The organism is Serratia sp. 14-2641, assembly GCF_001692375.1.
Lineage (GTDB): Bacteria > Pseudomonadota > Gammaproteobacteria > Enterobacterales > Enterobacteriaceae > Chania > Chania fonticola_C.
The window spans coordinates 65339-85239 of the sequence record NZ_LXKR01000013.1 but is presented as its reverse complement, the minus strand read 5'-3'; the positions used below and the strand labels follow the sequence as shown (position 1 = coordinate 85239).

The following is a 19901-nucleotide window of genomic DNA, read 5'->3' as shown; positions in this document are numbered from 1 at the left end:
AGGGCGAAAAGTGCCTATTTGAGCGTATGAACCACCAGTTGCTCACGCTGGTTGTAAAACTTCCGATAAGCCAGATAGCAGGCGATGATGGTTGACAGGCTGGCGGTAGAAAGCAGCATAAATGTCACCATGATCTGATACTTGATGGCTTTTACCGGATCGATACCGGCAAAGATCAAACCGGACATCATTCCTGGCAGGCTTACCAACCCAACCGTTTTAGCGGAGTCTATCGTCGGGATCAGCGAGGCACGAATACTGTCACGGATCAGAGCTGCAGAAGCGAATTTGGGGGAAGCTCCCAGGCTGAGCATCTCCTGGATCTTCTGCTGTTGGTCTTTAAAACGTTGCCCAAGGTTGTTGTAGCACAGACCCACCGCCACCATCGCGTTGCCAGCAATCATGCCGGAAATGGGGATCACCTGCATTGGCGTAAAGGCAATCGAACCGCTCAGTATCAGCACTACCAGCGTCAACGTCGCCCCTGCAGTAATGGCAATAAACGAAATGGTAAACGCGTTATCGATATACTTACTGCGTTTTTTCGCGTTATATGCTGCATTGAAGCAGATAAACAGCACCATCAACACCGTTAATATTCCATTATCCAAATCAAAGATATATTTTAAAACGTAGCCGACGATAACCAACTGCACCACCGCACGGCAAATGCTCCAGATAATGTCTTTTTCCAGCGCCAGTTTCTCTTTGTGGCTGATCAGAATGGCGACAATCACCAGGAGCATCGACAGGCCTAATGACTCGTTGGTGATATTATGCTGGTTCATGGACTTTCTCCTGGCTATTGACGCGGCTCAGCGGCAGGGTGATCACCTCGTCCGCATGCGCAATTTCATCCTTATCGTGTGTAACCCATAGCACTCCCAGACCTTGCTCGGCTACCAGACGGCAGATCAACTCGTTGACGTTACGTTTGTTGTCTTCATCCAGAGCACTGGTGATCTCATCAAGCAGCAGTACCTTTGGCATAAATTGCAGATTCCGAATCAAGGAAATACGCTGTTTCTCACCGCCGGAGAGCTCATTGATACCTTTTTTCAACATGCTATCCGGCAAGGCCAACAGCGCCAGATCCTGGCGTATTTTCTTCTCATCGGGTTTCAGTTTGCGAATTTGATAGGGTAACGCGAGGTTATCGTAGACGGTGTCACCAAACAGGGCTGGAGTTTGGAAGCAGTAAGAAACCTGCTTGCGGTATTCTTCTGGGGCAACGTCATCAATATTTTTACCGTTGAAGGTGATGTTGCCACGAGTTGGGCTAAGCAATGAGGAAACGATCTTCAACAAAGTACTCTTGCCACACCCCGAAGGCCCGGTGATCAACTTAAATTCGCCCGACTTCAGGGTGAAAGAAACGGCATCCAGAATAACCTGCTCGTCAATTTGATAATGGATGCCTTCCAATACCAATAATTCATTACTGCCCTTCATGCTCACTCCGGCCTGTTGCGCGACACTCCTCTTTCAGCGGCGAACTGCTGGCAGCCAGCTGAAATCCATGAAGGTATTTTCTGCCAGTAAAAACATTCAGGCAAGTTGTTAATCGGTCTGCGAACCGGCCAGCTCAGCGCATGGGGAGAGCGGTTGATGCAGTGTAGAGCCAAGCTGAACAAAATGTTGCTGAGCCGAAAGGAGTCGAGGTCACTGTTGGCACATTATTAATAATGTAGTATTAGTTTATCCCCTCAACGGCACGACAATAGGTATACGTGTAGAAGCAATTAATAAAACTTCCGGCGAAAATAGAATTATATCGATAAAATACCCGGGCGCTCCACCCTATATTGGCCCGCCCCCCTTATCCAACACGTCAATGACTGCATAAGTTCAAAATACGGTGAAATAAATAGCTCGTTAATAATGAGCCGGTACCGTACGCACCAAAAAGCAACCCCTCGCTAAAATAGAGGGGTACTGATGGAACTGTCAGGGTTCGATTTGCGCACGTAAATACGCCAGTGCACTTTGACTGTAGCTCTCCCCTTGAGTCAATTTCTTGATCAGGCCTTGGGCCTCCAGCACCATACCAAGACGATGTAATTCCTGATGCTGCGGAAGTACATCCGCAAACGCATTAAGCAGGATAATCGATGGCATGATTTTTTCTGCGCAAGTACCTACTGCGCCAGGTTCATCCCCCCTGGCAGGACAGGGCAGGCTGTCCGAATGGCGATGTTGGCATGCCTGTAACAAGGTAATTGCCTGTTGAATTTCATGACTCCATGGCATAACCACTTTCCTCTAAGACTGATTGCCTTGCCTAGATATGATTAATAATCAGCACGTTAACATGTATTAACGACTCACAACAAACCACAAGCGCCCCTAACCAAGCTGGCCCTATACAAGATAGGTTTTTCCAGCCGTGGTTTATTGATATAGGTCACATTGCGTAAAGATCGCCAAATTTTTATATCCCACCAATGACTAGGATAATTCGCACAATTTCTATGGTGCAACATTTTTTACTTAAAAAAAGATAAAATTCCTACTGCGAATTGTATCTATCCCTAAGCTAAATTGGGTAAAAAAAACCAGATTTTCCGGTAAATTACCCGCTAAAAACAATAAAAAAGGCGTTCGCAAGATATAGAAGCATAATCTGAAAAAGCACGATAGTTGTAAACGTAAAGTTATTACCAACCAGATTATTCCTGCACACCATTTATTATCTCGAAAACTGCCAATAGCAAAGTCTTCCTGGCCGAAAGGTAAGCGTTCACCCTGCGATGAAGCGATAGCAGCTACGGGGGTCAGGAGATGCCGGTGTGTTTAGGATGTCTGAGGATACTGGAAACAGGCCCGAAGCCTGAACATGGCCTCAGATTTTGAGGCCATGTTCACGCAATTACGGTTTCTTGCAGGGAGCAGGGGCGTATTTAGTATCCCCAGGAAACGCCTGCGGTTGGCAATCAGGCAGGCCCGGCAGCGCCATTTCATAAACCGCCACGCCAATCACGCCGGTATTCTCTTTTTCGCCCGCCAGTGAACTCGCAGCGTAGGAGTCATCCGGTTTTGCAAAACGGAATGCGGCAACGGACGAGTCACTTTTACGGAAGCCCTCAATCACCAGAGTTCCTTTTGGTGAAACCAGATAGCCAGAATTGCGCAGTGAGCCACTGCGGCCAGAAATCACGTCAAGGCCGTCAACAGCGGTTACCACCTCATAGGTTTTGTTTGGGCTGGTGTTATAGAAGAACAGTTGGTAGCGCTCGCCATCATTGGCAGAGAATGAAAACTCGCCATTTTTATAGCGATTGAGCGCGAAATCCCGATTATTTTCGGTCTGCACCCGCATTCTGACGGAAGACAACACGATCTCATTGGTGTACTGCCCATTACTGGACGCTGCCGCGCTGTAAAACACTTTGGCGACACTGTCTGGAGAGGAATGCATACGCTTCGCGTCAACGGTGGTCACTTTAGAGTAAATATCCTCACCCCATGCCGTTCCCAGTTTATTTTCCTGAGCTACAGGAGCCGGAGCAGAGGCGGATTCAGCCACCGCGCGTGAAGAGGAAATCTTTTGGCTACAGCCGGAAACCAGCACCAGAGAAGCCAGTAATGCTAAACCGCATTTGATTTTCATCAGCAGAACTTTCCTTGTTATTATTTGAATAAGAGTGCGCTTGTCTCAACGCACGAGCCGAGCCCATTATTCTGAATTACGTCCGATGTTCCTATCTCTAAAGTTCTTAAATTAGACGATTGATTATCTGAATGGGCGCAGCATACCGCGCCTCTTCATGGCGAGCCGTTTTCAGAAATGCCTGCCATCTCTTTAAGATTTCTGCGCAGCCAAAGCCTGTGCACAAGCCCACGCCGAACTCCAGGCCCACTGGAAGTTATACCCCCCCAGCCAGCCTGTCACGTCCACCACCTCACCGATAAAGTACAGGCCCGGTACCTTACTCGCCTCCATGGTTTTGGAAGAAAGCTCTTTGGTGTCCACACCGCCCAGGGTCACTTCCGCAGTACGATAACCCTCGGTGCCATTGGGTTGTACGCGCCAGTCTTGCAAACTATCAACCAACGCTGCCTGCTGCGTTGGAGTGAGTTGCTTCAACGTGGCCTCCGGCAGTTGCCCCAACTCTTGCAGCAATTCCACCAGGCGCTTCGGCAAGTGCAAAGCCAGGGTGTTTTTCAGGCTCTGGTTAGGATGTGCCTGGCGCTGTTCGTTAAGGAAGCCCACCAGGTCTAACGTCGGAAGTAAGTTAATGCTCACAAACTCACCAGGCTGCCAGTAGCTGGAGATCTGCAAGATAGCCGGACCAGAAAGCCCCCGATGCGTAAACAGGATGCTTTCACGAAAGCTGGTACCATCTTCCGCCGTGACCACTGCGGGAACCGAAACGCCAGACAACGCCTGGGATTGCTCCAACAGCGGCTTATGCAGCGTAAAGGGCACCAAACCGGCCCGGGTCGGTAACACTTTCAGGCCAAACTGTTCCGCCAGCTTATAACCAAAGGGAGTGGCCCCCAGGCCCGGCATGGAAAGCCCACCGCTCGCCACCACAAGTGAGCGAGCACTCACACTCTCGCCGTTAAGTGCTAATTCAAAGCCTTGGTCGGTTTTTTCGACGCTCAGGACCTCGCTGCGCAGGCGCGTTACCACCTGACCCAGTTCGCACTCTTGCACCAACAGATCGACGACCTGCTGCGCAGAATCATCACAAAACAGCTGCCCCAAGGTTTTTTCGTGATAGGCGATGCCGTAGCGGTTAATCAGATCGATAAAATCCCATTGGGTATAGCGTGCCAATGCCGATTTGCAGAAATGGGGGTTATGCGAGAGGTAGGCCGCCGGTTCAACGGACATGTTGGTGAAGTTACAGCGCCCACCGCCAGACATCAGGATCTTGCGGCCCGGTTTTTTGCCGTTGTCGAGTAATAGCACCCGGCAACCCAGTTGCCCTGCCTGCGCAGCACAAAACATCCCTGCGGCACCCGCGCCAATGACGACAACATCAAACTGTTCCACCCAAACCTCTCTTTGCAATAACCACAACAATCGCGGCAACAAGAGCGTATTTTACGCCTTTTACCTGCCTGTATACCGCTAAATCCGCGGTGAGGGATTGTAAAGGCATCGGCAGGACAACGCCAACGTAAGAAAATGTAACGGGCATAAACGGCAGTAACATGCTGAAATTGCATCGATTCAGCCGTGACGCAACTCTCTCGGCAACAGGTAAATTCAAAAAACGTCATATTTTCCTTTTCCCGGACACCGGTTGTCGCCGATAATGCGCGGCGTTCATGTCCACAAACCTGGCGTAACGCTTATGCTGCATTTGTTCACTGGCCTGGATTTCCATACCGGCCTGATGTTAATTCTCGCATTGTTGTTCGTGCTGTTTTATGAGGCCATTAACGGCTTCCATGATACGGCCAATGCGGTCGCTACTGTAATTTACACCCGTGCTATGCGCTCGCAACTTGCGGTCGTTATGGCGGGCCTGTTCAACTTTCTTGGCGTGATGCTCGGCGGTTTGAGTGTTGCCTACGCCATTGTGCACCTGCTACCAACCGATCTGTTGTTGAACGTCAGTTCAGCACACGGGTTAGCCATGGTCTTCTCCATGTTGTTGGCGGCAATTATCTGGAACCTCGGTACCTGGTATCTTGGGCTACCGGCCTCCAGTTCCCACACCCTGATTGGCGCCATTATCGGTGTCGGCTTGACCAATGCGTTGGTGACCAACACTTCCGTGGTCGACGCGCTGAACGTGCCAAAAATGATCAGCATCTTCCTGTCGTTAATCTTCTCCCCGTTGATCGGGATGATAATTGCCGGGCTGATGGTGTTTATGCTGCGCCGCTATTGGAGCAATACCAAAAAACGTCAGCGTATTCATATGACACCGGCGGAACGCGAAAAGGTCGATGGCAAACGCAAGCCACCATTCTGGACACGTATCGCTCTGATTCTGTCGGCTATCGGCGTGAGCTTCTCACACGGTGCCAATGACGGTCAGAAAGGTATCGGCCTGATTATGCTGGTACTGATCGGTGTTGCCCCTGCAGGCTTCGTCCTCAACATGAGCGCGACCGGTTATGACATCACCCGTACCCGTGATGCCGTGAGCCACCTGCAGCAGTTTTACCAACAGCATGGCGACTCTCTGGCACATGTGGCCACACAGACGCCGTTGGTTCCTGCGCCTCAGAATACGGCTCCAACGCCTGATCAACCGGTTGAGTTCCACTGCGACAGTTCACGTGCCCTGATCGCCGTTGAGCGCTCTCTGGACCTGCTGAACAATCTGCAAAGCTACGATCAGCTGACGGTAGAACAGCGCAGCCATCTGCGCCGCCTGCTGATGTGCGTGACCGAGACTGCAGACAAGGTGGCCAAACTGCCGGAAACCTCAGTGGACGATCAACGCTTCCTGAAGAATCTGCGTTCAGATCTGTTGGAAACCGTTGAATATGCACCAACCTGGATTATCGTCGCGGTAGCCCTGGCGCTGTCTCTCGGTACCATGGTGGGCTGGCGACGCGTTGCTACCACTATCGGTGAGAAAATCGGTAAGAAAGGCATGACCTACGCCCAGGGGGTGTCGGCACAGATGACGGCCGCCCTGTCGATTGGCGTGGCCAGCTATACCGGTATGCCGGTTTCCACTACCCAAGTACTGTCTTCGGCGGTTGCCGGAACGATGCTCGTGGATGGCGGTGGCGTGCAGAGCAAAACCATCAAGAACATCTTGCTGGCCTGGGTTCTGACCCTGCCAGTCTCGATTTTGCTTTCCGGTGGCCTATATTGGCTGGCGCTGAAGGTGATTTGACGATTGCCCGATACAACAATGGCGGCCAAAGTGGCCGCCATTTTTTTGCCTTGCTATCGCCGGGCTAATACCAGATCGCCAACGCCACCAGGCTGATCACCACTAGCCCACACAGCGATGAAGTCAGCACAAACTGGCTGCGGACACGCTGACAGCGGCGAATGAATTCCGGGTCGTGGTGCTCCATATAGCGTTGCGTAAAGATATAGCGCACCAGCCGTATCTGCTTGCTCGGCTGGCCGTGCGAAGTAAAGAACCCTCCGCCATCGACGTATTGGTAAAGTAACGGGTCGCAGCCGCGTAAAACAAATAGCAGCGCACGCAGAGAAGAAAAATACCGGGCCATGTTAATCACACAGACCACACACAATGCCCAAAACAGCGCGACGGTACTAATCATGATAGCCCCCTCAAGGCGTTGTTATCCCGGACACCCGCCGGGCCAACGGCCCTACTTCATACCTTATGCTGCCGGAGCCTTGGCTCCCATCCCCCTAGCACCTTACGGACCCGAATCTACCCACAACCTCTGACCGCTTGATGAACAGGCCTTACAGCGATCAGAGGAAATAAGTGGGGTCCACATTCACTAGTGTAGAATAATGAAACGCAAACAGATCCCGGTGGCGTATAAAATTTACAGTCAGGGCCAAATTCTTCATCTACCCGCTCTCCGCTCGGATAACCGTCATAAGCTATACTTTGAGCAACAATGCTTATAATTCAATCGGTCAAACGGCGGATAGCCGTATAAGCCATAGGATTTTTTGCCCCGGCGGTGTAAAACGGATGGGGTAAACGTATAAACAAGGGTGATTGATGCGGTGCAGTGTGATCGCCCCAACATATCATTATGTTATCTGGATGGTACTATGCAGGTAAGGCGAAAGCGCCAAGCTGGAACACTGAATGCCTGCCCCCTTTAATCGGCATTATATGGAAGGAGTATTCTCATGGCTTACAAACACATACTGATTGCGGTTGACCTATCACCGGAAAGTAAAATCCTGGTCGAGAAAGCGGTATCAATGGCGCGGCCGTACAATGCCAAAGTCTCTCTGATCCACGTTGATGTAAACTATTCCGATCTGTATACCGGCCTGATCGACGTCAATCTTGGCGATATGCAAAAGCGTATTTCCGAAGAAACCCACCATGCGTTAACCGAGCTGTCGCAAAATGCGGGCTATCCCATCACCGAAACCCTGAGCGGCAGCGGCGATCTGGCGCAGGTACTGGTTGATGCGATTAAAAAATACGATATGGACCTGGTATTGTGTGGACACCACCAGGATTTCTGGAGCAAATTGATGTCCTCTGCGCGCCAGTTAATCAATACGGTACACATTGATATGCTGATTGTGCCGCTGCGCGACGAAGAAAAGTAAGTATTCGCTAACCTGTTTGGCCAACGCCCGCCCTGCGCGGGCGTTTTTCATGGTTTCCTGTTATTTATTGCTTGTTAATCAGCCACCCCACAGTGATATAGTCGAGGGAGACACAACATCCTCCCCAACTGTGAGACACATCATAAAAACAGGGGAACCAATATGCTAAACAGGAGCTATCCATGGAACAGGCTGTATCGCTAGAATCCTTTCTAAAATCCTTACAACGTCATAACTCGCATCAACCGGAATATCTGCAGGCAGTGCGTGAAGTCTTTACCTCTCTGTGGCCATTCATCGAGCGTAACCCCCATTATCGTGACCACGCCCTGTTAGAGCGCCTGGTAGAACCTGAGCGTATCATTCAGTTTCGCGTCAGTTGGGTCGACGATCAGGGCAAAGTACGGGTAAACCGCGCCTACCGTATCCAGTTCAACTCCGCCATTGGGCCGTACAAAGGGGGGATGCGTTTCCACCCTTCGGTTAACACCTCCATTCTGAAGTTCCTCGGTTTTGAACAGACCTTCAAGAATGCCCTGACCACGCTGCCTATGGGCGGCGGCAAGGGGGGGGCAGACTTTGATCCCAAAGGCAAAAGCCAGGGCGAAATCATGCGTTTCTGCCAATCGCTGATGACCGAGCTTTATCGTCACCTGGGCCCAGATACCGACGTGCCAGCCGGGGATATCGGCGTAGGTGGCCGCGAAGTGGGCTTTATGGCCGGCATGATGAAAAAACTGTCCAACAACACCAGTTGCGTATTCACCGGCAAAGGCCTGTCGTTCGGCGGCAGCCTGATCCGCCCGGAAGCTACCGGTTACGGCCTGGTGTACTTCACCGATTCAATGCTGCAGCGTCATGGCCTGGGCTTTGAAGGGATGCGTGTCGCGGTTTCCGGCTCCGGTAACGTGGCGCAATACACCATTGAGAAAGCGTTGGAGCTGGACGCGCGAGTGATCACCGTTTCCGATTCCGGCGGTACCGTAGTGGATGAAGCTGGCTTCACCACTGAAAAACTGGCACATCTGGCCGAAATCAAAAACCAGCGCTATGGCCGGGTTGCCGATTACGCCCGCGAGCGTGGCCTGACCTATCTGGCCGGTGAAAGCCCGTGGAACGTGCCGGTGGATATCGCCCTGCCTTGTGCCACCCAGAACGAGCTGGATCTGGAGGCCGCACAGGTGCTGATCCGCAACGGGGTCAAAGCCGTGGCAGAAGGCGCTAATATGCCAACCACCATCCAGGCTACCGATGCCTTCCTGGAAGCGGGCGTGCTGTTCGCACCGGGCAAAGCCGCCAACGCAGGTGGTGTTGCCACTTCCGGGCTGGAGATGGCGCAAAACGCCGCACGCCTTAACTGGCGGGCAGAGAAGGTCGATATCCGTTTACGTCACATCATGGCGGATATCCATCAGTCCTGCGTCGAGTACGGCGGTGAAGGCAAGCAAACGCATTACGTTCACGGCGCCAACATTGCCGGGTTCGTCAAGATTGCCGATGCGATGCTGGCTCAAGGCGTGCTCTAACCTTACCCTCTGTGACTATGCCGGTTTACCACCGGCATTTATCCTCTTTCGCCTTCGTGCCCGTCATTCCATCCTGTGAGTGAAGTACGCCCCCATTTCTCTCTACCGCTATTGATCATAGACTGGCTACATCCCCCTGCCGAGATCGCGCCATGAAGAAAAAAGAGTTTGTTATCCAGGATTTGCTGAGCAAAATTTATCAACACAGCACCCTGGAAAATCGCAAACTGCCGCCGGAGCGCCAATTGGCGCAAGAGTATGGCGTCTCACGATTTACCATTCGCCAAGCGCTGGAAAAACTGGTCAGCATTGGCGTGATTGAAGTGATCCAGGGGTCGGGGATTTATATTAACGAACGTGCACGCACTAACCCGCTGGTGTACAACTCCATCACCGAAAAGCGCTTTGCACGCATTGCTTTCCTGATGCTCAGCCTGCATAAGAAATTGCCCGACAATAACGATCGGGTGGTCTTTGGCCTGGCGGCAGAGGAGTATATTTGGCAATTCAGCCGGTTGCGTTACGTGGATGGAGTGGCCGTGCAGATCGAACACTCCAAACTGCCCGCCAGCACCTTCCCCGATCTGAACCGGCGGGCGATCGAAAGCTCTATCCAAAACTATGTGCTGGGCAAAGGCCTGACTATCTCACATATGCTTACCCGCTATCAGGCCATTGTCATTGATCGCCAGCAGGCGGCCCTGCTGGGCTGCAAGAAAGGTATTCCGGCCATGCTGATCCACAATCGTGGCATCCTCGAAGGTGGCAAGGTATTCGAAATCAGTGAAGTTATTGATATCGACTACGCCTGCACCTACGTGATCCCGTTTAACCGCAATCATCTGGAATTTCGCCAAACGCCTCCTCAAGGGGTATGAATGGCACCGTTCGGCAGGCGACTTTGCGTCCATTCATGCGGGCGATACTCCACCGGGAAGGCATCCGCCGCCTGCGGGTTAAAGCCAACCCCGATGCCGGGCCGATCGATAGGATACATGTAACCCGCCTCAGCCTGCGGAGCGCCTGGGAAGACCCCAAGGGTGTTCTCCTGTGCCGGAATATATTCCTGGATGGCCGCATTATGCAGATGAATATTCAGATGGGTATTCACCGCCACGCCGATAGGCGTCATATCTGGTGGCCCATGCCAGGCCAGCCTGACCCCGAAGGCCTGGCACAGCACTGCCAGTTTCAGCGCCGGGGTAATGCCCCCCAGCTGCGAGACATGGCAACGAATAAAATCAATACGCCGCTGCACGATCAAATCCTGCCATTCCGCCGGGTTATTGAACAGCTCGCCCAACGCCAGCGGCACCGTGGAGTGCGCCCGAACCTGTTCCAACCAGGCGCTTTGCTGCGGTGGAAGAATATCTTCAATAAAATAGGGTTGATAAGGTTCCAGCGCTTTGGCCAACTGCACGGCCTGCTGGGGGAACAACCGTTCATGAACGTCGTGCAGAATATGGAAAGCCTGACCGTATTTTTCCCGCAGCGCTTTGAACATGGCGACAGTGTTAGCCATGTACTCATCCTGATCGTAATACGCGCCAGGGGTGGGCTGACGGGTGGTGTGCATCTGCTGTGACGTACCGCCATAAAAACCAAGCTGACAGCGGATATGGCGATAGCCAGCCTGCAAGAGCGGATCAATCTGCGTGTACAGCGCCTCCAGGCTTTCACCCGCCACATGGGTATACACGGCAATGGCATCCTTCGACTTACCGCCAAACAGTTGGTACAGCGGCATCTTCGCCAGCTGGGCCTTGATATCCCATAGCGCCATGTCTACGCCCGCAATGGCGTTATTAATCACCGGGCCGTTGCGCCAGTACGCGTTGACCATCATCATCTGCCACAGATCTTCGATGTGGTTGGCATCCCGCCCCAGCAACAGCGGCTTGAGGTATTCATCAACCATGGTTTTGACCGCCAGCGGCCTTTGCTGGAAGGTGGCACAACCGTGGCCGATCGCGCCCTGGTCCGTGGTCACCCGCACCACAATCAGATTATGGCGATCTGGTTTGGTAATAAAGCATTCAATGTCTTTGATCAGCGTTGGTAACATTCTTTCTCCTGCACGGAGGCAACCCGTAAATATATAACTCCAGTGATACTCTCTTTTTACTATTGCCTTATTTTAAGGTTCTCTGCAATTCACTTTTACTATTAATTTTTTTGGTTCAAAAAACACGTTTAATTCCGCATAAAAACCAGACCAATTTACAAAATCCCCCAACACAGCCCGCTTTAAATGCAATTATGTGATTATCATCAAGCTTTATTGGTTTGTTTTTTACTTAGTGATTCCCTACCATCCAATGCTATCTTCCCGCTAACAGACAACATAAAACCAGGACCATTTCATGGTGAATACCTCAGTGGTAAATAACATCATTCACTTGGTGGGTGGCTCAGAAAATATCAATAAAGTCTGGCACTGTATGACGCGCCTGCGCTTTGACGTTATCGATGAGAATAAAATTGATCAGCAGAGCATTAAATCGCTGCCGGGTATTTTGGGTGCACAAATCCAAAGCGAGCAGTTCCAGATTATTATTGGCCCGCAGGTGAATCACTGGTACCAAGCCCTGACTCAGGTACTGGCACCGCGCGAGCCAACGGATGGCGATACGCTAGCTGCACGCAAGCCGAAGAAAGGCCTGATTTCGCTGTTTATGGATACCGTTTCCGGCGTGTTCGGCCCCATAGTCCCGGCCATCGCCGGGGCCGGGATGATCAAGGGGCTTTTGGCTGGGCTGATTGCGTTAAAACTGGTTTCCGCCAAGAGTGACACGGTGATCGTTATCGATCTGATCGCCAGCGGCGTCTTCTATTTTCTGCCCTTTTTCCTGGCGGTTTCTGCCGCGCGAATTTTCAAAACCAACGAATACCTGGCCGCCGCCGTTGCGGCCAGCCTGATGTATCCTTCGCTGATCGAAGCGGCAAAAGCGCTCGCCAACCATACGCCGGATGCGGTGAGCGCCTTCTATTTTCTCAACCTGATCCCGGTATCGGTGTTCAACTATGCCTCCAGCGTGATCCCGGTCATTTTCTCCGTGCTGGCACTGAGCTATATCCACCGTTGGGTCGATAAGCTGATGCCTGCGGTGCTGAAAACGGTCTTTACCCCCACGTTTTCGCTGTTCTTTGCCGCACTGGTGGCGCTGGTGATCATCGGCCCGGTGGGAATCTGGCTGGGCAAGGGACTGGCGCTTTTTATCGAGGGCTTGTTCAGTATCTCTGCCAGTTTTGCCGGTCTGGTGGTCGGTGCCATTCGCCCAATCGCGATCCTGACCGGAATGCACCACGCCATGACGCCCATCGCCCTGCAAAACTTTACCGACCGTGGCTACGACATGCTGATGCCGATGATGTTTATGGCCAATATGGCGATTGCAGGTTCAACGTTTGCAATCTGGTTGCGCAGCAATACCCGTGAAGAGAAATCGGTGGTTGTTTCGGCCGCCATCTCCGCCCTGCTGGGGATCACCGAACCTGCGCTGTTCGGGGTGCTGACGCGTTATAAAAAAGCATTTATCGCTACCACGCTGGCCAGTTCATTGGCCTCGGCCTTTATTGCCTTCTTCGGCGTGCGTATATACGGCTATATTCTGTCCAGCATTTTCAGCCTGCCTGCCTATATCGGCCCATACTTTATCTTCACCGTTGTGGGCATCGCCCTGGCCATAGGCATCTCTTTCTTCCTGACGTTGTTCCTGGTGGATAAACAGACCATCCAGTGAGCCACACTCCCCCTCCTGTTTTATTGGGAGGGGGAAACCCAGCTTTGGTTAGTTAAGCGCCTCGATAATCACCACGCGTTCCTTCAAGCGCTGTTTGATGACTGGATCGGTCGCCTCTTGCGCCTGTTTTTGCAGCGCCGCAACCTGTTGCTTCATCATTTGCGGATCGCTAAATAGCAGTTCTTTGACGTTGATGGAGGCCACGTTGGTATAGCGCCCATCATCGGTGGTTGGCACGCTGATTTTGCCGTCATTGAGCAACTTGTCCACAATCTTGCGCTCACGTTCATACCCTTCCAGCCCCACCAGCTTCCAGCGGTGCATCGCTTTGCCCTGGTATTCGCCCTTCTTCACCTCGGTCAGATAGCGAATAGTGAGATTACGGATAGTCCCTGCCTCCTCGCCGAACTCCGCTTTGGTATCTGACAGCACCGGAAACTGCATACCCTCCAGTACGCCACCTTTCTGCGTCAGGTGACCCATGCGATAGCTGTTCATCCCCAACTGGATCGGCGTGCTGTCGGTCACCGGGGTGCCATCGTTCAATTTCAACTCGGTAATGCGCTGCCCAACGGGTTTACGCAGATCGATGGTATAGGTCACGCCGTCAAAGAAGTCATTGGTTGAGTATTTGGACGATCGGCGCTGTGGGTTAAAGCTGTAGGTGACATCGCCATCATGCTGCTGGTTGAAGTAGTCCGCTGACCACTCCATGTACTTTTTCAGCTCTTTACCGGTCAACTTGTAGACGGTAATTTCGCCACCGGCATATTGATAGTTGAAGGCGATATCCTTGGCGGTGATAGTGCCTACGTTCAGTTTCGGCCTGTCGTTATCAATCTGCAACGCGATCACCTGGGCCTTAGGCGCATAGTGACGGGCAGCCTCCTGATACAGGGCGCTGATGCCGGTATCCTGAATATGTACCTGTGGAATACCTTTCACCGCATCCGGCGGCACCAGATCCTGGCCGGTCAGTTGTGCAATCGGCCGGTTGGCGTTGGCACGCAGGATGGTATGGAACGGCTGGTAGATCTCCTCGAGCTTTTTGTCGGAGCTGACGCCTTTGATCGGGTAGGTGTAGCTGTCTTTATTGATCAGCACGTATTTGCCGTTTTGCTGCTCAAATTGCAGATCGATTCGCGACAGCGCACGGCCGTATTTGTCCGGCTCGGTGACGATCACGCCGTTGATCACCTCTTTATCCACCTTGACGTGCATATGCCCGGCAACGATCGCCGCCAGCTCTGGGTTGGCCCGCGCGATATCGCCCACGCCGGTACCCGGCCGCTGGTTCTCATTATCGATCCCCATATGGGCCACCAGCACGATGGCGTCCACCTGGCCGTGGATCTGCTGGATCACCTTTTTCACCGCCTGCACCGGATCGGTAAACGTCAGGCCGTCGATGCGATCGGTGCCCTTGGCAAATTCGGCGGTCATCGGCGTATCCATACCGATAATGCCAATCTTCACCCCCTGGCGCTCAACGATCTTATAGGCAGGCAGGTAAGGCTTGCCGCTGTCCCAGAAGATATTCCCCGCCAGCGCGGTGCCTTTGAACTGGCTGAGTGGGGTTGCCAGCGCCTTCAGGCCAAAATCGAACTCGTGGTTACCCATCACCCATACGTCGTAGTCCAACGCGTTAAAGCCGAGGATCATCGGGCTGGTTTTGTCATTCTTGAAGGTTTCAACAAAGTTGCCCTGAATGGTATCCCCGGCGTCTACCAGGATCACGTTCGGCTGTTGGGCACGGACTTTATGCACCTGGGTGGCAATCTGGCTGAGGCTGCCCGCCAGGTTCTCGGTGTCGGTAGAGTAATCCCAAGGCACGAAGGTGCCATGCAGATCGGAGGTGCCCAGAATGGTGATATTTACCGGTTCAGCGGCCATGGCAGAGGTACTCAAGCAAAGCAGCAGGGAAAGCAGCGTCTTTTTCATCATGTCGTTTCATTATAGTTGATTGTAATTAAACAGGATTATGCGACGCACATCTCAGCGTTACCAGTGACATTGCAGAATGAGCATAGGAAATGTGAGGAGGGTCGATGAATTCCACCTCACGTTTAGCTTACAGCGGCATATAAATATCAAAACGGTGATTCTTGGTGGTCGTGGCTGCATGAGCAGGAACGTCGGCCAGCGGAGGGGCATAATCCGGTCGTTTCACCACGACCCTTTTGGTAGCCAGCCTTCGGGCTGGCTCCAGCAAGCCATCGGCATCATCATCACTGCCCACCAGCGACTGAAATACCCGCATCTCTTTTTTCACCAACGCGCTCTTCTGCTTATGCGGAAACATTGGATCGAGATACACCACTTCCGGGCGTGGATCGAGATCGCTCAGCGCCGTCAGGCTGGAGGCATGAAGCAACGTCATGCGTTCACGTAGCCAAGGGCCGATCTCCGCGTCCTGATAGCCCCGTTGCAGGCCGTCTTCCAGCAACGCAGCTACGACTGGATCACGCTCCAACATGCGAACCTGGCAACCCAGCGATGCCAAAACAAACGCGTCACGCCCTAACCCGGCAGTGGCATCCACCACGCTAGGCACATAGCTGCCTTTGATGCCTACCGCTTTGGCCACAGCTTCGCCACGGCCGCCGCCGAAACGCCGCCGATGGGCCATCGGGCCAGCGATAAAATCGACGTAGATAGCGCCAAGCTTTGGCTCGTCGCGCTTGCGCAGTTCCAACCGTTCTGGCGTTAGCACCAGCGCCATCGTCGCATCTTCGTCGCTGGTTAGCTGCCAACGATCGGCCAAAATAGACAAGGCGCCGGGGTCGGCGCCTGCTTCACACAATAAAAACACGCTCACTTGGCGGGTTACCCTTTAATACCGTAATGGCGCAGCATAGCATCCAGCTTCGGTTCACGGCCACGGAAGCGTTTGAACAATTCCATCGGCTCTTCGGACCCCCCGCGTGACAGGATGTTATCGAGGAAGGATTGACCGGTTTCAGCGTTGAAAATCCCTTCGTCTTCAAAGCGCGAGTAGGCATCTGCCGACAACACTTCCGCCCACAGGTAGCTGTAGTAACCCGCCGCATAGCCACCAGCAAAGATATGGCTGAATGCGTGTGGGAAACGGCCCCAGCTTGGTGAAGGCACCACCGCCACCATTTTCTTCACTTCGGCCAGGGTTGGCAGGATCTGCGCCCCTTTTTCCGGGCTGTATTCGGCGTGCATACGGAAATCGAACAGGCCAAACTCCAGCTGACGCAGGATAAACAGCGCTGCCTGATAGTTTTTCGCTTCCAGCATTTTGTCCAGCAGGGCTTTCGGCAGTGGTTCGCCAGTCTGGAAGTGACCAGAGATAAATGCCAACGCCTCCGGCTCCCAGCACCAGTTTTCCATAAACTGGCTTGGCAGCTCTACCGCATCCCAAGGCACACCGTTGATACCAGAAACCCCGGCGGTATCGATCTGCGTCAGCATATGGTGCAGACCGTGGCCAAACTCATGGAACAGCGTGGTGACTTCGTTATGAGTAAACAGCGCCGGCTGGTCGCCCAGCGGGCGGTTAAAGTTACAGGTCAGATAAGCCACCGGCTTTTGCAATTCGCCATTGGCTTTGCGCAGGCTGCCGACGCAGTCATCCATCCATGCACCACCGCGCTTGTTCTCGCGGGCATACAAGTCCAGATAGAAGCTGCCACGCAGTTCACCTTTGGCATCGAACAGATCGAAGAAACGCACCTCCGGATGCCAGGTATCGACACCCTGACGCTCTTTGGCGGTGATGCCGTAAATACGGTTAACCACTTCGAACAGCCCTTCCAGCACGCGCTGTTCCGGGAAGTATGGGCGCAGTTGCTCATCACTGATGGAGAACAGATGTTGCTTCTGTTTTTCTCCGTAATAACTGATATCCCAAGCCTCTAGCTCATCCACACCATAGTGCTGCTTGGCAAAGGCACGTAGCTGTGCCAGTTCCTGTTCTGCCTGAGGACGAGCGCGCTTGGCCAGATCGCTCAGGAAACCGAGCACCTGCTCCGGGCTTTCTGCCATCTTGGTCGCCAGTGATTTATCCGCATAGCTGGCAAAACCCAGCAGCTGTGCCAGTTCGTGGCGCAGAGCTAGCGTTTCCGCCATCACTTCGCTGTTATCCCACTTACCGGCATTTGGCCCCTGATCGGAGGCGCGGGTGGTGAAGGCACGATACATCTCTTCACGCAGCGCCTGGTTATCGGCATAGGTCATCACCGGCAAATAGCTCGGCATGTCCAGCGTCAGCAACCAGCCTTCCTGCTCCTTAGCCTGTGCCATCGCCTGGGCTTGGGCCAGTGCGCTTTCCGGCAGGCCGCTCAGCTCATTCACATCGGTGATCAATTTGCTCCAACCCATGGTGGCATCGAGCACATTGTTGCTGTAGGTCGAACCCAGTTCGGACAGACGCGCCACGATCTCGCCGTAACGCTTTTGTTTTTCCTTTGGCAGGCCAATGCCCGACAGCTCAAAATCACGCAGCGCGTTTTCTACCGACTTGCGCTGTGGCGCAGTCAGTTTGGTAAAACCTTCGCCCTCTTTCAGATTACGATAGGCCTGGTACAGCCCTTCATGCTGACCCACCCAAGTACCGTATTCGGAAAGCAGCGGCAGCGCCTGTTCGTAAGCTTCGCGCAGTTCCGGGCTGTTTTTTACCGAGTTTAGGTGACCAATAGGTGACCAGATGCGTGACAGGCGATCGTCAGATTCGGCCAGCGGCTGACATAGATTTTCCCAGGTAAACGGCCCCGGTTGTGCCACGACGCGCTCAACCGCAGCACGGCAGTCGGCCAGTGCGGATGTCACCGCGGGGACGATATCTTCAGGGCGAATGGCAGAAAACGGCGGTAAGGCAAACGGTGTCAGCAACGCATTGGTCATAGAGGAAGTCCTGATTAGGGTGGTGGACCCGATGCGCACATCAGGCCAGACAAAGATAAACTTCTATCTAACATGGTGCCAACTGACGGGAAAATCAATGGTCAAGCGTGTGATTGCATCCGTTTCTTCACTAACGCGGATCGTTTAGTGAAGAAGATAAGCCACGATTGCATTAAGTAGGAAGGCGACCCCGCTAAGGACATATAAAACACTCTCATTTTCATTAATACCCATTTCGAGACACGTGCATATGCATACAATGCACTTGATAAATCATTTTTATTTATTGATAAAGCTTATATTCTGAGTTAAAAAAATCAAGTCTATGCGCTAAAAACCATGTTAATTAAGCTTAATTTGATACAGAATGGTTTGGCGTTCTTTTTAACCGATCTCAGTCAATTACATTACAAGGAGTTTATGATGGCAAATAATATTTACGTGGCGATTAACGGAAAACAGCAAGGGTTGATATCGGCAGGGTGTTCTACAGCGGATTCAATCGGCAACAAGCACCAGTTAGGCCACGAAAACCAGATACTGGTTCTTAAGCTCGCGCATAACATCAGCCGGGGCGAAAATGTGATGCATAACCCAGTGATTTTTGTTAAGCCTCAGGATAAATCATCCCCTTTGTTTTTGCTGGCTATTTCTAATAACGAGTTGCTTAACCTTAAGTTTGATTTTTACCGCACATCGCAAAATGGTGCTCAAGAGTTGTACTACACGATCGAACTCAGAGAGGCGACCATCGTAGATTTCAACATAAACTATCCCCACTGCTTAACGCATTCTAGTGCACAACCCGAAGAAATTATCTCTGTACGTTATAAAGATATTATTTGCCAGCACCATATCGCTGGCACATCAGGTTATAGCGTATGGGACGACAGAGTTTATTAACGTCTAGTTGGGTCTCTATTACCAAGAGACCCTAACGTCTATAAACTGCTCAGGGTCTTTTAAGCACTTGGGTTCCTCTTTTTTTACATTCGCTGACATCTTTGATATAGAGTGTCTCCCCATATATACTTTTTTTCCAACAGATACCATAACCATGTTGATCCAATGCGGTGGTAAAATGCCAATTAAATAGAGTCGCAACAATCATACCAAGCATGGTGATTCGACAAGACCATATCGTTATCATTTTAAATCTAATGAAATCCTTATCACCAGTAAAAAAAGAATACCCTCCTATAATGATAAGCAAGACACTGACTGGCCACGCAGAGATAATATAAGTGCCGAGTCTATTGAACGACACGACTGAGGGAAAACTAAAGCTAACCATGTAGTTACCTACCAGCGGGAAAATCAATAGAATACCCATAACACCGATGAACAAAACTAATAATGCACTTAGTCTTTCTTGCATTGTGGCCTTTATCGTATTTTTCCTTTGTGATTTTTTCATATTTTATTATAAATCAATTGATTATTGATTGCTTACTCACCACATTTATTACATCACCCACTATATTCGCAGTAGACAAAAGAGACAAAAAATCTATTTTATTCCTATGATCAAGACCCTACTACCACCTGCACAATTTGCATATT

Annotated in this window: 17 protein-coding genes; 6 read left to right on the top strand and 11 right to left on the bottom strand. The window is 51.9% G+C overall.

Annotated features, from left to right (window positions below):
- Window positions 1-14: 14 nt before the first annotated feature.
- The 5 genes from fetB to A6U95_RS07075 all read right to left on the bottom strand — a co-directional run bounded on the left by fetB (window position 15) and on the right by A6U95_RS07075 (window position 5002).
- Complete coding sequence (gene fetB, locus A6U95_RS07095) at window positions 15-788, bottom strand: iron export ABC transporter permease subunit FetB (protein WP_065683982.1); 774 nt, start codon at window positions 786-788, stop codon at window positions 15-17.
- Window positions 775-1452, bottom strand: coding sequence for an iron ABC transporter ATP-binding protein FetA (fetA, locus tag A6U95_RS07090; RefSeq protein ID WP_065683981.1), 678 nt, complete (start codon window positions 1450-1452; stop codon window positions 775-777). Before fetA ends, fetB begins: the two co-directional genes overlap by 14 nt.
- A gap of 495 nt (window positions 1453-1947) precedes the next feature.
- Window positions 1948-2250, bottom strand: a complete 303-nt coding sequence (locus A6U95_RS07085; protein ID WP_021181767.1) for a hypothetical protein — start codon at window positions 2248-2250, stop codon at window positions 1948-1950.
- A gap of 619 nt (window positions 2251-2869) precedes the next feature.
- Entirely contained in the window at window positions 2870-3610 is a 741-nt protein-coding gene (locus A6U95_RS07080) for a hypothetical protein (protein WP_065683980.1), read from the bottom strand.
- Window positions 3611-3802: 192 nt separating this feature from the next.
- Window positions 3803-5002 (bottom strand): NAD(P)/FAD-dependent oxidoreductase, encoded by a 1200-nt coding sequence (locus A6U95_RS07075; protein WP_065683979.1) that lies wholly within the window; start codon window positions 5000-5002, stop codon window positions 3803-3805.
- Window positions 5003-5306: 304 nt separating this feature from the next.
- Here A6U95_RS07075 and pitA point away from each other — a divergent pair, with 304 nt between their 5' ends.
- Window positions 5307-6812 (top strand): inorganic phosphate transporter PitA, encoded by a 1506-nt coding sequence (gene pitA / locus A6U95_RS07070; RefSeq protein ID WP_065683978.1) that lies wholly within the window; start codon window positions 5307-5309, stop codon window positions 6810-6812.
- A gap of 64 nt (window positions 6813-6876) precedes the next feature.
- Here the strand turns inward: pitA and uspB are convergent, their stop codons facing one another.
- Window positions 6877-7212, bottom strand: a complete 336-nt coding sequence (gene uspB, locus A6U95_RS07065) for a universal stress protein UspB (RefSeq protein ID WP_021181771.1) — start codon at window positions 7210-7212, stop codon at window positions 6877-6879.
- A 553-nt stretch (window positions 7213-7765) separates the two neighbouring features.
- Between uspB and uspA the strand changes: the two genes are divergently transcribed.
- From uspA to A6U95_RS07050, 3 genes are all read left to right on the top strand, one after another.
- Complete coding sequence (uspA, locus tag A6U95_RS07060) at window positions 7766-8200, top strand: universal stress protein UspA (RefSeq protein ID WP_021181773.1); 435 nt, start codon at window positions 7766-7768, stop codon at window positions 8198-8200.
- A 182-nt stretch (window positions 8201-8382) separates the two neighbouring features.
- Window positions 8383-9726, top strand: coding sequence for an NADP-specific glutamate dehydrogenase (gene gdhA, locus A6U95_RS07055; RefSeq protein ID WP_065683977.1), 1344 nt, complete (start codon window positions 8383-8385; stop codon window positions 9724-9726).
- A 152-nt stretch (window positions 9727-9878) separates the two neighbouring features.
- Window positions 9879-10604 carry a GntR family transcriptional regulator gene (locus A6U95_RS07050; RefSeq protein ID WP_065683976.1) on the top strand — a complete coding sequence of 242 codons (726 nt, stop codon included), beginning with the start codon at window positions 9879-9881 and terminating at the stop codon, window positions 10602-10604.
- Here the strand turns inward: A6U95_RS07050 and A6U95_RS07045 are convergent.
- A complete protein-coding gene (locus A6U95_RS07045) occupies window positions 10592-11791 on the bottom strand; it encodes an enolase C-terminal domain-like protein (protein WP_065683975.1) in 1200 nt (399 codons plus the stop codon). The two genes, A6U95_RS07050 and A6U95_RS07045, sit on opposite strands and share 13 nt — an antisense overlap.
- Window positions 11792-12089: 298 nt before the next feature.
- Between A6U95_RS07045 and A6U95_RS07040 the strand changes: the two genes are divergently transcribed.
- A complete protein-coding gene (locus A6U95_RS07040) occupies window positions 12090-13469 on the top strand; it encodes a PTS transporter subunit EIIC (RefSeq protein ID WP_065683974.1) in 1380 nt (459 codons plus the stop codon).
- 48 nt (window positions 13470-13517) lie between these two features.
- Here the strand turns inward: A6U95_RS07040 and A6U95_RS07035 are convergent, their stop codons facing one another.
- The 3 genes from A6U95_RS07035 to prlC form a co-directional block, all read right to left on the bottom strand.
- Window positions 13518-15410 carry a 5'-nucleotidase C-terminal domain-containing protein gene (locus tag A6U95_RS07035; RefSeq protein ID WP_065684043.1) on the bottom strand — a complete coding sequence of 631 codons (1893 nt, stop codon included), beginning with the start codon at window positions 15408-15410 and terminating at the stop codon, window positions 13518-13520.
- A 130-nt stretch (window positions 15411-15540) separates the two neighbouring features.
- Window positions 15541-16287, bottom strand: a complete 747-nt coding sequence (rsmJ, locus tag A6U95_RS07030; protein WP_065683973.1) for a 16S rRNA (guanine(1516)-N(2))-methyltransferase RsmJ — start codon at window positions 16285-16287, stop codon at window positions 15541-15543.
- Between the two features lie 8 nt (window positions 16288-16295).
- Window positions 16296-18338: an oligopeptidase A gene (gene prlC, locus A6U95_RS07025; protein ID WP_065683972.1), complete on the bottom strand. Its 2043-nt coding sequence runs from the start codon at window positions 18336-18338 to the stop codon at window positions 16296-16298.
- Between the two features lie 423 nt (window positions 18339-18761).
- Between prlC and A6U95_RS07020 the strand changes: the two genes are divergently transcribed.
- Complete coding sequence (locus tag A6U95_RS07020; RefSeq protein ID WP_065684042.1) at window positions 18762-19241, top strand: Hcp family type VI secretion system effector; 480 nt, start codon at window positions 18762-18764, stop codon at window positions 19239-19241.
- A 49-nt stretch (window positions 19242-19290) separates the two neighbouring features.
- Here the strand turns inward: A6U95_RS07020 and A6U95_RS07015 are convergent, their stop codons facing one another.
- Entirely contained in the window at window positions 19291-19755 is a 465-nt protein-coding gene (locus A6U95_RS07015; RefSeq protein WP_083196329.1) for a DUF1240 domain-containing protein, read from the bottom strand.
- Between the last annotated feature and the right edge of the window lie 146 nt (window positions 19756-19901).

What these genes read in the sequence shown, in the direction of transcription:
- fetB (WP_065683982.1), bottom strand. Translation starts at nt 788, where the DNA reads ATGAACCAGCATAATATCACCAACGAGTCATTAGGCCTGTCGATGCTC.
- fetA (WP_065683981.1), bottom strand. Translation starts at nt 1,452, where the DNA reads ATGAAGGGCAGTAATGAATTATTGGTATTGGAAGGCATCCATTATCAA.
- A6U95_RS07085 (WP_021181767.1), bottom strand. Translation starts at nt 2,250, where the DNA reads ATGCCATGGAGTCATGAAATTCAACAGGCAATTACCTTGTTACAGGCA.
- A6U95_RS07080 (WP_065683980.1), bottom strand. Translation starts at nt 3,610, where the DNA reads ATGAAAATCAAATGCGGTTTAGCATTACTGGCTTCTCTGGTGCTGGTT.
- pitA (WP_065683978.1), top strand. Translation starts at nt 5,307, where the DNA reads ATGCTGCATTTGTTCACTGGCCTGGATTTCCATACCGGCCTGATGTTA.
- uspB (WP_021181771.1), bottom strand. Translation starts at nt 7,212, where the DNA reads ATGATTAGTACCGTCGCGCTGTTTTGGGCATTGTGTGTGGTCTGTGTG.
- uspA (WP_021181773.1), top strand. Translation starts at nt 7,766, where the DNA reads ATGGCTTACAAACACATACTGATTGCGGTTGACCTATCACCGGAAAGT.
- gdhA (WP_065683977.1), top strand. Translation starts at nt 8,383, where the DNA reads ATGGAACAGGCTGTATCGCTAGAATCCTTTCTAAAATCCTTACAACGT.
- A6U95_RS07050 (WP_065683976.1), top strand. Translation starts at nt 9,879, where the DNA reads ATGAAGAAAAAAGAGTTTGTTATCCAGGATTTGCTGAGCAAAATTTAT.
- A6U95_RS07045 (WP_065683975.1), bottom strand. Translation starts at nt 11,791, where the DNA reads ATGTTACCAACGCTGATCAAAGACATTGAATGCTTTATTACCAAACCA.
- A6U95_RS07040 (WP_065683974.1), top strand. Translation starts at nt 12,090, where the DNA reads ATGGTGAATACCTCAGTGGTAAATAACATCATTCACTTGGTGGGTGGC.
- A6U95_RS07035 (WP_065684043.1), bottom strand. Translation starts at nt 15,410, where the DNA reads ATGAAAAAGACGCTGCTTTCCCTGCTGCTTTGCTTGAGTACCTCTGCC.
- prlC (WP_065683972.1), bottom strand. Translation starts at nt 18,338, where the DNA reads ATGACCAATGCGTTGCTGACACCGTTTGCCTTACCGCCGTTTTCTGCC.
- A6U95_RS07020 (WP_065684042.1), top strand. Translation starts at nt 18,762, where the DNA reads ATGGCAAATAATATTTACGTGGCGATTAACGGAAAACAGCAAGGGTTG.
- A6U95_RS07015 (WP_083196329.1), bottom strand. Translation starts at nt 19,755, where the DNA reads ATGAAAAAATCACAAAGGAAAAATACGATAAAGGCCACAATGCAAGAA.